This is a genomic window from Methylocella tundrae (genome assembly GCF_901905185.1).
GTDB classification, from domain to species: Bacteria; Pseudomonadota; Alphaproteobacteria; order Rhizobiales; family Beijerinckiaceae; genus Methylocapsa; species Methylocapsa tundrae.
The window spans coordinates 115,657-128,257 of the sequence record NZ_CABFMQ020000109.1; the positions used below are offsets into that span (position 1 = coordinate 115,657).

General features: G+C 63.1%; 7 protein-coding genes. 4 read left to right on the forward strand and 3 right to left on the reverse strand.

What is annotated here, in order from left to right; translation table 11 throughout:
* Window positions 1-192 precede the first annotated feature (192 nt).
* Both MPC4_RS16825 and MPC4_RS16830 read left to right on the forward strand, forming a co-directional pair.
* On the forward strand, window positions 193-3,642 hold the full coding sequence (locus tag MPC4_RS16825) for a helicase-related protein (protein ID WP_174513529.1): 3,450 nt from the start codon (window positions 193-195) through the stop codon (window positions 3,640-3,642).
* A gap of 312 nt (window positions 3,643-3,954) precedes the next feature.
* A complete protein-coding gene (locus MPC4_RS16830; protein ID WP_174513530.1) occupies window positions 3,955-4,593 on the forward strand; it encodes a hypothetical protein in 639 nt (212 codons plus the stop codon).
* Between the two features lie 121 nt (window positions 4,594-4,714).
* Here MPC4_RS16830 and hpnN read toward each other — a convergent pair whose 3' ends face one another.
* Complete coding sequence (hpnN, locus tag MPC4_RS16835) at window positions 4,715-7,381, reverse strand: hopanoid transporter HpnN (protein ID WP_174513531.1); 2,667 nt, start codon at window positions 7,379-7,381, stop codon at window positions 4,715-4,717.
* Between the two features lie 243 nt (window positions 7,382-7,624).
* Here hpnN and ispH point away from each other — a divergent pair, with 243 nt between their 5' ends.
* Window positions 7,625-8,584 (forward strand): 4-hydroxy-3-methylbut-2-enyl diphosphate reductase, encoded by a 960-nt coding sequence (ispH, locus tag MPC4_RS16840; protein WP_134489165.1) that lies wholly within the window; start codon window positions 7,625-7,627, stop codon window positions 8,582-8,584.
* A 196-nt stretch (window positions 8,585-8,780) separates the two neighbouring features.
* The gene (gene hpnH, locus MPC4_RS16845; protein WP_134489167.1) at window positions 8,781-9,929 is read left to right on the forward strand and encodes an adenosyl-hopene transferase HpnH; all 1,149 of its coding nucleotides are present in this window, start codon (window positions 8,781-8,783) and stop codon (window positions 9,927-9,929) included.
* Here the strand turns inward: hpnH and MPC4_RS16850 are convergent.
* Both MPC4_RS16850 and shc read right to left on the reverse strand, forming a co-directional pair.
* Window positions 9,819-10,637 carry a phosphorylase family protein gene (locus tag MPC4_RS16850; RefSeq protein ID WP_244629080.1) on the reverse strand — a complete coding sequence of 273 codons (819 nt, stop codon included), beginning with the start codon at window positions 10,635-10,637 and terminating at the stop codon, window positions 9,819-9,821. The genes hpnH and MPC4_RS16850 overlap by 111 nt on opposite strands.
* Entirely contained in the window at window positions 10,559-12,526 is a 1,968-nt protein-coding gene (shc, locus tag MPC4_RS16855; RefSeq protein ID WP_210253679.1) for a squalene--hopene cyclase, read from the reverse strand. The genes MPC4_RS16850 and shc overlap by 79 nt, the downstream gene beginning before the upstream one ends.
* Window positions 12,527-12,601 lie beyond the last annotated feature (75 nt).

The following is a 12,601-nucleotide window of genomic DNA, read 5'->3' on the forward strand; positions in this document are numbered from 1 at the left end:
GCGGAGCCCCCTCATCAGGTTTCCCGGTTCCTCGATTTCATTCGTCGATTTTTTCCTGGAACGGTTTCAGGTTGAGCCGAATCACTCAACCGTTTCGAAATCGCTCTCATCAAGAGGCTAGGGCATTTTCAGCAAAACCGGCGTCCACTTTTGCTGAAACTGCCCTGGCCTCGCGCAACCCGGCGATTAACCATGAACGTCACTTTTCCCGGACCCAGGTCGCCTCAGCTGGATCGCGCGCGGGGCGTCACGGCCGTGCTCGGCCCGACGAACACCGGCAAGACGCATTACGCCATCGAACGGATGCTGGCGCATAAGAGCGGGATGATCGGCCTGCCGCTGAGGCTCCTCGCCCGCGAGGTTTATAATCGCGTCGTCGAGAAGGTTGGGCCGGCCGCCGTCGCCCTCATCACGGGCGAGGAGAAAATCAAGCCGAAAGGCGCGCGCTATTTCGTCTCCACGGTCGAGGCCATGCCGCGCGACCTTGATCTCGATTTTGTCGCCGTGGATGAGATCCAGCTCGCGGCCGACCTCGATCGCGGGCACGTCTTCACCGATCGGCTGCTCAACCAGCGCGGCCGGTCGGAAACCCTTCTGATCGGCGCGGCCACCATGCAAAGGGCGGTGCAGGAGCTTTTGCCCGGCGTCAAAATCCTGTCGCGGCAGCGCCTTTCCCAGTTGAGCTTCGCCGGCGAAAGGAAAATGACGCGCCTGCCCCGCCGTAGCGCCATCGTCGCGTTCTCGGCTGAAGATGTTTACGCCATCGCCGAATGGATTCGCCGTCAGCGCGGCGGCGCCGCGGTCGTGCTTGGGGCTCTATCGCCGCGCACTCGCAACGCGCAGGTCGAAATGTTTCAGAACGGCGACGTCGACTATATCATCGCCACCGACGCGATCGGCATGGGCCTCAACCTCGACGTGGAGCATATCGCCTTCGCCGCCGACCGCAAATTCGACGGCTGGCAGTATCGCCGCCTGACGCCCGCCGAATTCGGGCAGATCGCGGGACGCGCCGGGCGTCACTTGCGGGACGGCACATTCGGCACCACCGGCCGCTGCCTTCCCTTTGACGAAGAACTCGTCGAAGCGCTTGAAGATCATCGTTTCGACAGCGTCAGGCTGTTGCAATGGCGCAACGCTTCGCTTGATTTTTCCTCGATCCGCGAGCTCGTCGCATCGCTCGACGTGCTGCCCAAAGAGCCCGGACTGACGCGCGCCCCTCTAGCCGAAGACCAACTCGTGCTCGACATCGCGGCTCGCGACGAGAAGGTCATTCGCGAGGCGAAGACGCGCGCCGACATCGCGCGGCTCTGGGACTGTTGCCAAATTCCCGATTATCGTAAATTGTCTCCGGCGGCGCACGCCGAGCTCGTCCTTTCGATCTACGGGTTTGTTGTGCGCGCCGGCCATATTCCGGATGATTGGTTCGCGCGCCACATCGGGTCTCTCGATCGGGTCGACGGCGACCTCGACGCTCTGTCCGCGCGGATCGCGCAGGTGCGGACCTGGACCTTCATCGCCAATCGATCCGACTGGTTGCGTGATCCTGAGCATTGGCAGGGGATCGCGCGTCAGGTAGAGGACACGTTGTCGGACGCTTTGCATGCGCGACTCGCCCAGAGGTTCGTCGACCGAAGGGCAAGCGTGCTGATGCGCCGCTTGAGAGAGAACGCCATGTTGGAAGCGGAAGTCACCACAAGCGGAGACGTGATGGTCGAAGGCCAGCACGTCGGCCAACTCAATGGATTTCGCTTCACGGCCGACCCCCATGCGGTTGGCGAAGCCGCGAAGACCTTGAACGCCGCGGCGCAAAAGGCCCTCGCGAGCGAAATTGAAGGCCGCGCGGCCCGCGTTCATGAGGCTGTCGACGAGGCCTTCGTCCTCGCCAATGACGGCGTCATCCGCTGGCTCGGCGAGCCGGTGGCCAAGATCGCCGCCGGCGCGCATGTGCTGGAGCCGACCGTGCGCATTCTGGCGGACGATCAACTGACAGGTCCCGCGCTCGAAACCGTTCAGCGCCGGCTCGACCTGTGGCTGGCCCAACACGTCAAGAAGCTGCTCGGCCCCCTCGCCGACCTCGAAAAGGCGGAAGGTGTCGAAGGGATCGCGCGCGGAATCGCGTTCCAGATCGCCGAATCGCTCGGCGTGCTCGACCGCGCAAAAGTCGCCGACGACGTCAAATCCTTGCCGCAGGAAGCGCGGGCGGCGCTGAGGAAATTCGGCATTCGCTTCGGCGCCTATCATCTTTATCTGCCCAATCTGGTCAAACCCGCTCCGCGCGCGCTCGCAGCCCAGCTTTGGGCGCTGAAGAATGGCGGCGTCGAGGAGGTCAAGGGCCTCGACGACGTGCCGCATCTCGCCGCCTCCGGCCGCACCTCCTTCATCGCCGACAAAGACGTTCAAAAGGGATTTTACAGGGCCGCTGGCTTTCGGGTTTGCGGCGACCGCGCCGTGCGCGTCGATATTCTGGAACGGCTCGCAGATCTCATCCGGCCAGCCGTCGCTTATCGGCCGGGCGTGACCCCCGGCGATCCGCCGCCTGGCGCCGCCGACGGCGACGGTTTCGTCGTCACAGTCGCGATGACGTCGCTTGCCGGCTGCTCCGGCGAGAGCTTTGCGTCCATTCTGCGCTCGCTCGGCTATGTGCTGGATCGCCGGGCGGGCCCGCCCATCACGGCGTCCCTGGTTCCCAAGGCCGCGACAGAACCGCTCGCGCCGCAGCCGCTCACGCCGCAGCCGCATGAAGCGTCCGGCGAAGATCGGCCATCGGAAGATCGGCCATCGGAGGAAGACGCGGATCTTCAGCCGCAGGGGGAGCCCTCGGCGGCGGACGCCGGCGAAACCGCGCCGAGCCTTGCCTCCTCCGGCGACCAGCCGAACGATCCGGCCACCGTCGATGAAGTCGCGGCGCTCGACGAAGTCATCGCGGAGGCCGCGCCGATCGCCGAGGCCGAGATTTTGAACGCGACGCCGGTCGCAACGCCGAGCCTCGTGATGGAAGCCGAAGCGGAGCCGGCGCCCTCTGCCGACGCGTCACTAAGCGAAGCCGAAACGCCAACGTCCGAGGCGCCCGCGGAAACAGTGACCGATCCCGCGGAGGCCGCCCCGCCCGTTCTGATCGAGGTATGGCGGCCGCATCGTCAGCATCACCATGCGCGCCGGGCCGAACCGCGCGGCGGCAAAAGGCCAGAGCGGCGGAATGCGGCGCCGGAAGAAGCAAAGACTGGCGCTGGTGAGACGCCGGAAGCCCGCCCCGAGAGACGGCGGCCGAATCGCCACCCCGAACGACCCGGCATCGAGATTCGCGTTGAGAATTCCGAGGGCGCCGCCGGACACGCGGCGGGCGAGGAGCGCGGCCGCAATGACAAGGGAGGACGCCAGCCAGGATCGGGCCAGCCCGCGCGCGCCGGCGCGGGGCGGCCCCGCTTCGAGGGTCAACGCGACCGGCGCGAGAGCGGGCCGAATGGCGGCGCGAATCGCGCCCATAGCCGGCCGAACGACGCGGACCGGCGTCACAGCCGCGGGCCCTTCGCAACCACCGAAAAGAAATCCTATGATCGGCCGCCCGATCCGAACTCTCCTTTCGCGAAGCTCCTCGCGCTGAAAGCCACTCTGGAAGAAAAAAACAAGCAGGACAGCTAGCCTTTGCCTTTACCGTATGATGCGCGCGCGAAAAGTCTCCAGCTTTTTCGGCGTCATGCTCCAGAGCGCTTTCCGGCCGGATGGAATTATTCGGTCGATAGAAACCGCGCCAGATTCAAAAGCTTGAGCATATTCCGACCAGATCGATTCAAACTGACCGGCATATGCCCTGGAAATGCTTAAGGATGTTGGCGTTAGGAAAGACACGGAGCGGCGTGATAGGATTGGCGGCCGCGAGGCCGCGGGACCGGGAATAGGATCGATTCGACGCGAAAGCGGTTTTTGCTTGAGCCTAAATTTCGGGATTTATCAATGCGCGCATACACGCTGTCTCTCGCCGCCGCGGCCCTGATGGGCATGCCGGGTCTCGCTCTGGCGCAACAAGCGACCGCGGCGCCAACCAACCCCGTCATTACACAAGGCGGCGGCTTCGCGGGCACCGGCTTTGGCGCCGCCAACGCCGGAGCTGGCAGCACGACCACGACGACCTCCAGCTTTTCAGTGACGACATCATCGACATCGACCACCGCGACATCGACCACCACAACGTCCGGCATCGTGACGTCGGCGACGCAGGTCAATCGCGCGCGTTCGCCCGCGATGATATCGGGCACCGCTCACATCGGCGCGGGAACGGGCGGCACGGGGCTTGGCATGGGTAATGCTGTCGGCGGCATCAAAGACAATGCGACCGGCGCGGGGATCGGCGGCATCTTCGATCAGACGAGCCTTGGCTCCGGTACGGGCGGCGTCAACGGCTTTGGCGCGGGATTCAACGCTCCGACCGGCGGCATCAAAGACGCCAGCAATCAGGGCATCAACACCGGCGGCGTTATTGGCAGCGCCATTGGATCCGGCACCGGCGGCCTTCGCGATCTGAATACCCTTGGCGCTGGCACCGGCGGCACCAGCGAAGGCAATAACGCGCCGAGATATCGCGTCATTCAATAGAGCATGACCAAGAGAGCATGACGCCAAAAAGCGACGATCCGTTTTCGGCGGCGTCATACTTTAACTTATTGATGGAAGCCGCTGCGCTCCATGACGCGGGCGGCTTCCCTCACTGACGCGTTCACGCATCTTCGCCTGTCGCAGCGACCTTGCGCGGCGGCCCCATCAGCGCCGGCTGGAACAAGATCGCCGCCGCCAGGGTGCAGACCAGAGACAACGCCAAAAGCTTGCCCATGCTTGAGGTGCCGGGATGCTTCGAGAGCCACAGGCTGCCGAAGGCCGTCGCCGTCGTCATCGCGCTGAAAAAGACGGCGCGCGTCAAGCTCGACTGCAGGAGGTTGGTCGTCCCGGCCCGCCAGGCCATCACGAAATAGATCTTGAAGGCGACCCCTAGCCCAAGCAGAAGCGGCAGGGCGATGATATTCGCAAAATTCAGCGGCAAGCCGATGAGGACGGTGATCTCAAGCGTGACGGCGCCGGCGAGCAGCAGCGGGACGAGCGTCAGCAGCACGTCCGAGAAGCGGCGCAAGACGACCCAAAGCAAAACGCTGATCGACAGCAGCGCCCAGATCCCGGCCTCGATAAAGGCGCGGACGACGGTGTCGCCGGATTCCTGAATGGCGATCGGCTCGCCGGTCGCATTCGGGTCGATCTGCTGCACCGCCTTGGTGAAGCGGGCGAGCGTCGCATTGTCATTGGCGTCGCCCTTTGGCGAAACCGCGATGCGGGCCCGGCCGTCCGGAGCCACCCAGTCGCGCGCAAGATCCGGCGGGATCGAGGCGATTGTCGTTTTCTGCGCTGAAAGCGAATCACGCAACAGGCTGAGCATCGTCCCCAATCCGGGCAGCAGCGCCTTGCGGGCCGCTTCGCGAACCTCAGGCGGCGCCTCCGCCATTTTACGCAACGAATCCGCCAGACTCCGGGCGTCGTCGGCGCCCTTGCCTTTCAGATCGTCGGCGGTGGTCGCGAAGGCGTCGGCCGCCTTGTTCAGCGCAGCGACATCCTCGGCGTCGGTCGGCGGCTCCAACGCGCGGCCCGGATCAAGGATCGGGCCGAACGCCGCCGCCGCGCGCTGGATGATCGCCAGCTTCTGGTCCTGATCCATCGGCACGAAGCTCTCGATCGTCACGACCTGAGCAACTTCCGGCAGAGCGGCGAGTCTTGCCTGAAGTTCGCGGGAGGCTGCGACCGAAGGGGCCATAACGTCGATCGTATTGGTGTCGGTTGCCGGATCCTTCATGAGATCCAGAAGGGTTGCGACCGACTCGACCTTCGGGCTGCGCAGGTTGATCGGATTGAAGTCAAAATGCAGATGGGCGAGCAAAGGCGTTCCCGCGAGAGCGACGCCCAATGTTCCGATCACGATCGCATATCTGTGCCGCGCCATGAATTCATCGACAGGCGCGAGAAAGAGATAGCCGACGGGCTCGGCTTCCGCCGGCGGCTTGAAGATGGCGAGCAGGGCCGGGAGCACCGTGATCGACGAGAAAAACGCGATGAACATGCCTGTTCCCGCGATCAGGCCGAGTTCGGATACGCCGCGATAGTCGGTCGGCAGGAACGAATAGAAGCCGGCCGCCGTCGCCGCCGCCGCGAGGGCGAGAGGGCGTCCGACCTTGGCCGCCGCCTGCGACAGCGCCTTGTCAAAATCCGCCACCTTGTGACGCTCGGATCGGTAGCGCACGCTGAACTGAATGCCGAAATCGACGCCAATGCCAACAAAGAGAACCGCGAAAGCGACAGAGATCAGATTGAGCGCGCCAACCATCAAAAGCCCGACCGCGGCCGTCACGCTGAGGCCGACGACGACGCTGAGCGCAACCGCGAGGACGATGCTCGGGGATTTGAGCGCCCTCCAGATGATGAACAGAACAATCAGGGCGGTAACCGCGCCATTCACTCCCGCGCCTTCTTCCACGGTAGCGAATTCCTCATCGGCGAGCGGGACCGGGCCGGTCAGGCGCAGCCTCACCCCGGGCGTCGACCCATAGCCAAGCTCCTGCCAGCTCGAACGGATGAAATTGCTCGGCGCCTCGCCGGGTTTCAGCGCGGCATAATCAAGGATGGGCTTGACCTGGATGAAGCGCCGCAACTCGCGCGGGTCCGGCGGCTCGCCTGTCAGCAGGCCGCGCCAGGAAAAGAACGTCGGTTTGCCAGCCAGCAATGACTCGAAGGCGCCGTTGAGCGCGACGAGAGGCCGGTCGAAATCATCATAGGTTCCGGCCTTGGTGCGGACGCCCTTGTTGATGAAGGAGAACGCATCGCTCACGCCTCGAAGGCTCTGGTCCGACGCCAGGACGGAGAGGAAGGGCTGCGCCTTGAACAGTCCCTCGACGGTATTCTGCACTTCCGAAACAGGCAGGTACATAAGACCGTTCTTGTTGAAGAACGGGCCGCCATCGGGACGCAGCACCGAGGAGTAGAGGTCCGGGCGCGTCTTCAAGCGTTCCGTCAGACGCTCCGTCGCTTCCTCGGCTAGCTCCGGGGTCTTTGCGTCGATGACCACGACGATTTGATCCGCCCGCTGCGGAAACGCCTTGTCCATCGCGATCAGATTCTGCCGCCAGGGCAGTTTCGCCGAGATGAAATCATTTGTGTTCGTATTGATGTTGAAATGCGTCGCCGCATAGTAGCCGGAGGCGATCGTGACCAGCGCCGCGAGCGCGATAACGAGCCATTTCAGTCGTCTGCAAGAATCAACGATCGCCGTGATCGCCCGGGAAATAGGCTCGGGAGCTTTTGATTCGGATGGCGCCGTCGCGTCGGTATTGTCTGGGAGTGTGATCATGCGGGTGCTATCGCCAATCGAAAGAGCCTGGATGCGGCCTTGGTGAGACGGACGCGGGGCTAGATGATGTACTTCGCCAAAGTCGGGAAGATCAGGATAACCCTTTATCCCCTGTAACGTTCAGCATTTGGAAACGGCGGGCGTTTGACAAGAGGATTGTCATTGTTACAAGCTGACCGCAAAGTTTAAAAGTAGGCGTCGCCTGCTTGTAAGGCCACATCCGGTTCGACGCTAGGTAAATTTATGAAGGTAATCTTGGCCCAGCCCCGCGGGTTCTGCGCCGGCGTCGTCCGCGCCATCGACATCGTGGAGCAGGCGCTGCAAAAATATGGCGCGCCCATCTACGTCCGCCACGAGATTGTCCACAATGGCTATGTCGTCGAACGGCTGAAAGCCAAGGGCGCGGTGTTCGTCGAGAGCCTCGCCGAAGTGCCGCGAGGGGCGCGGACCATATTTTCGGCCCACGGGGTCGCCCGCAGCGTCGAAGAGGAAGCGTTCGAACTCGGACTGCCGGTCATCGACGCCACCTGTCCGCTTGTCGCCAAGGTTCATGCGCAGGGCCAGCGTTACGTTCAGCAGAAGCGCGCCGTGCTGCTGATCGGTCACGCGGGCCACCCGGAGGTCGAAGGGACGGTCGGGCGCATCCCCGGCCCTGTGCGCCTCGTGCAGAGCGAAGCCGACGTCGAGCGGCTCGACATCGACGTCAACGCCCCTCTCGCCTATGTGTCGCAAACGACGCTGAGCGTCGACGACACAAAAACCATCATCGCAGCTCTGAAGCGAAAGTTCACCAATATCGTTGGGCCGGAAACCAAGGATATCTGCTATGCGACGCAGAATCGGCAGAGCGCCGTGCGCGACCTCAGCGCATTGGTCGACGTGCTTCTCGTCGTCGGCGCCAAGAACAGCTCCAATTCGAATCGTCTGCGCGAGATCGGGAGCGAAGCCAAAATCCCGACCTTTCTCATCGCCGATCGCAGTGAACTCGATCTTGCAGTTTTGCGCGACGTCGCGGTCGTAGGACTGACGGCGGGGGCGTCGGCGCCCGAAATCCTCGTGAGCGAGGTCATTGACGCGCTGCGGGAATTAGGGCCGGTCGAAGTTTCGACGCTGCCAGGGGTCGAAGAAAATATCGAATTCAAGCTGCCGCCAGAACTCCTCGCCGAGTCTCCATCACGATCAGGGGAAGCGGCTGACTTTTAGGTTGAAATTATTCTTGGAAACAAGACGATAAAAGACTGATCCGCACCGTTTGAGCTGGCGCGCGAAGGCGGACGCCGTCAAGCCTTGGTAAATCGGGCGTCCCGGTTTATGAAAGGGGCAGTTCAGCGATCCGGACGGAACACATCATTTGCAACGCCGATCGCCGTCGGCGCACAATTTATGCGAGGAGCAGGCATTGGGAATTTCCTTTCTCCAAATGGCCCAGATCGGCGGGTACGTGCTTCGCCAGCGTCTTTCCGGGCGCAAGCGTTTTCCGCTGGTGCTCATGCTCGAGCCCCTGTTCCGCTGCAATCTCGCCTGCGCCGGCTGCGGCAAGATCGATTATCCAGATGAGATCTTGAACCAGCGCCTGCCTCTCGCAGAGTGCCTCAACGCCATCGATGAATGCGGCGCGCCGGTCGTCGTCATCGCCGGCGGCGAGCCCCTGCTGCACAAGGAGTTGCCGCAGATCGTCGAGGGCGCCATCGCCCGGCGCAAATATGTCACCGTCTGCACCAATGCGCTGCTGCTCGAAAAGAACATTCATCGCTATAAGCCGAACCGCTACTTCAACTGGTCGATCCATCTTGATGGCGATGAGGAGATGCACGATCAGTCGGTATGCCAGCCGGGCGTCTACGACCGCGCGTTGAAGGCGTTGAAGCTCGCGCAGGAAAAGGGCTTCCGCGTCACCATCAATTGCACGCTGTTCAACAATGCCGATCCGGCGCGCGTGGCCTCATTCTTCGATTCGATCGCGGCGCTCGGCATCGAGGGCATCACTGTTTCCCCTGGTTACGCCTATGAGCGCGCGCCGGATCAGCAGCACTTCCTCAATCGCGAAAAAACCAAGACGCTGTTCCGTGACATATTCTCACGCGGCAAGGGCGGTAAGGCGTGGCCGTTCTTCCAGTCGACTCTGTTCCTCGATTTTCTCGCCGGCAACCGCACCTATCACTGCACCCCCTGGGCGAATCCGGCCCGCACGGTGTTTGGCTGGCAGCGGCCCTGCTATCTGCTCGGCGAAGGCTATGCGAAAACCTTCAAGGAGCTGATGGAGGAGACTGAGTGGGATCGCTACGGCACCGGCAATTATGAAAAATGCGCCGATTGCATGGTGCACTGCGGCTTCGAGGCGACCGCTGTCGACGAGGCCTTCAGCAATCCCTTGCAGGCGTTGAAAGTCGCGATCGGCGGCATTCGCACGACAGGGCCAATGTCGCCGGATATTCCGCTAGACCGGCAAAGGCCCGCCGAGTTCGTCTTCAGCCGGCACGTCGAGCACAAGCTCGCCGAGATTAGAGAAGCCAAATCCGACGGCGAGCATCTGTCTGCCGCGGAGTAGAGCCGTGAAGGCGGCTCGCGCATCGCGGGCCGTGCGGACCAATTGTGGGATCTGACCCGGATCCCGCAGCAGCGAGACAATCAAAGCCTTAAACGCGATGGCGCCGTCCGGGCGCATGGCGACCAGCGCCGCATGGGGCAGCTGCCGCTCGGCCGGGTCGGCGACGACGCGCAGCGCCGCGAAAGGAATCCCGCGATCGGCGGCGATCTTCGCGGCGATATGCGATTCCATGTCCACCGCATGGGCGCCGGTCTGAAGATGGAGATCACGCTTGCCGGCACTGCCGGCGACCGGCGCGTCAACCCCTGCGAAATCAACGAGCGGCGCACTGAGCGTTTCGGACAAAGCCCGCGACCAGGCGGGATCGGCGTAAACCCTCTCGCCATCAGCGCTGATGATCGCGCGCGCGACCAGAACAGCGCCGGGCGCGAGGCCGGGCGCGAGGCCTCCGGCGACGCCGAAGCTGATGATGGCGCAAGCTTTCGATGCGGCGGCTTCTTCCAGCTCGCGCTTCAGGCGCGCGCCGTCGCCCCCGCCCGATATGACATGAACCTGCGGCCCCGCTGCGAGCCTGGCCTCCGCCTTGAGGCCGGTAACGGCGACGATGCGCCCCCTCGCCGGATGCGCGTCTAAATCCCAAACTGCGTCGTGAGGCGATTGCCGCTTTTCAGATTGCGATAACGGGCCAGCGCCCAGAGCGGGAAGAATTTTGAATAGCCGTGATAGCGCAGGTAAAAGACGCGCGGAAAGCCGGTCGCCGTGAAGCGATTCTCTGTCCAAAACCCATCCCCCGCTTGCGTCTTCGTCAGATAGCGCAGACCCTTCGCCACTTCCTGCGAATCGACTTCTCCCGCGGCCATCAGTCCGAGCAAGGCCCAAGCCGTCTGCGACGAAGTGCTCGGCGCCGGCTCATAGCCTTTATACTCCAGCGCATAGCTTTCTCCATCCTCTCCCCAGCCTCCATCCGCATTTTGTATGCGTTTCAGCCACGCGGCGGCTTTTTGCACCGCCTCAAGACCGCGATCAGCGTCGATCGCGTTGAAGGCGCTGAGAACCGACCACGTCCCGTAGATGTAGTTCATGCCCCAGCGGCCGAACCAGCTGCCGTCCTCTTCCTGCTCCTCGATCAGATAATCGACCGCGCTCGCGAGGGCGGGATTCGCGCGCGCCGTCTCGCCAAGCTGCGCCAACATGGAGACGCAGCGCGCCGTGACGTCGGCTGTCGGCGGATCGAGCAGCGCGCCATGATCCGCGAAGGGAATGGCGTTGAGATATTCGCGATCATTATCGGCGTCGAAGGCGCCGAAGCCGCCATTGGCGCTTTGCAGCCCAAGGATCCATTCCTTCGCGCGGGAAATCGCCTCGTCGTAAGAGGCGTCCTTGCCGCCTCCCGGCAAGGTCTTCGCGGCGCGATCCATCGCCAGAACGACGACCGCGGTGTCGTCGAGATCGGGATAATGTGGATTGGCGTATTGGAACGCCCATCCGCCCGGACGCACATGCGGCTTTTGCGTCGCCCAGTCGCCGGCGACATCGAGAACCTGGCGCGGCGCGAGCCAACTGAGCGCCTCCCGTACGGACGCGCCGGTCTGCTCACCGGGCGTTTTAGCCCCCGCCCCCGCGCTTTCCATCAGCGCATGGCTGGCGAGCGCCGTGTCCCAAACCGGAGAGACGCAAGGCTGGCAATAGGCCTCGTCCGCCCTGATAATGAGGAGCCCGTCGATCGCCTTCCTGACCTGGATCATCCTCGGGTCCGAAGCCGGAACGCCGAGCGCATGAAACATCATGGCGGAATAAGCCATGGCCGGGTAAATCGCGCCGAGTCCGTCCTCTCCGTTCAGCCGTTCGGTCACGAAAGCCACGGCTTTGTCGATCGCCCTCTTCTGTGAGCGTTTTGGAAAGTAAGGCTCGAGCCAGCGCAACACATGGTCGATGCCGCCGAAGATCATCGTCCAGGGAAATGTCTGATGCGGAGCGCCCGGCCAGCGCCGCACCTGGTCTGCCGGCTCAATGAAAAGCTCCTCGATGCCAACATTGCGCGGATTGCGCGCTTTCGGCTTCAGAGCGTGCACGACCACCAGGGGCGCCAGCACCGTGCGCGCCCAATAGGAGATCTTGCTCAAATGGAACGGAAACCAGCGCGGCAGATGCATCAGCTCGACAGGCATCACCGGGACGCTGCGCCACGGCGTCGCGCCATAGAGCGAGAGCAGCGACCGGGTGAAGACATTGGTGTTGGCTGCGCCGCCATGCTTCAAAATGGCGGCCCGCGCGCGCTTCATGTGCGGAGCGTCGGGCGAATCGCCAATCATCTTCAGCGCAAAATAAGCTTTGACCGAAGAGCTGGTGTTGAAAGCGCCCTCGGCGAACAGCGGCCAGCCGTCATCGGCCGTTTGATGCCGACGCAGATAAACGGCGATCTTTTCTTCAAGCTCAGCGTCGGCGGGATCGCCGAGGAAATGCCGGAACAGAATATACTCGGCCGGAATGGACACATCAGCTTCGAGTTCGAAGACAAAATGTCCGTCGGGACGCTGCTGGCCAAGCAGCGCTTTTTGGGCGCGAGAAATCGCAGCCTCGATCTGACCGAGGGCCAATCCGGGCGCTTCGCCCTCATCGGCTACGGCCGAGCCAAATTTACCTTCCACTCCAGGTTCCTTTATCCATTGCCC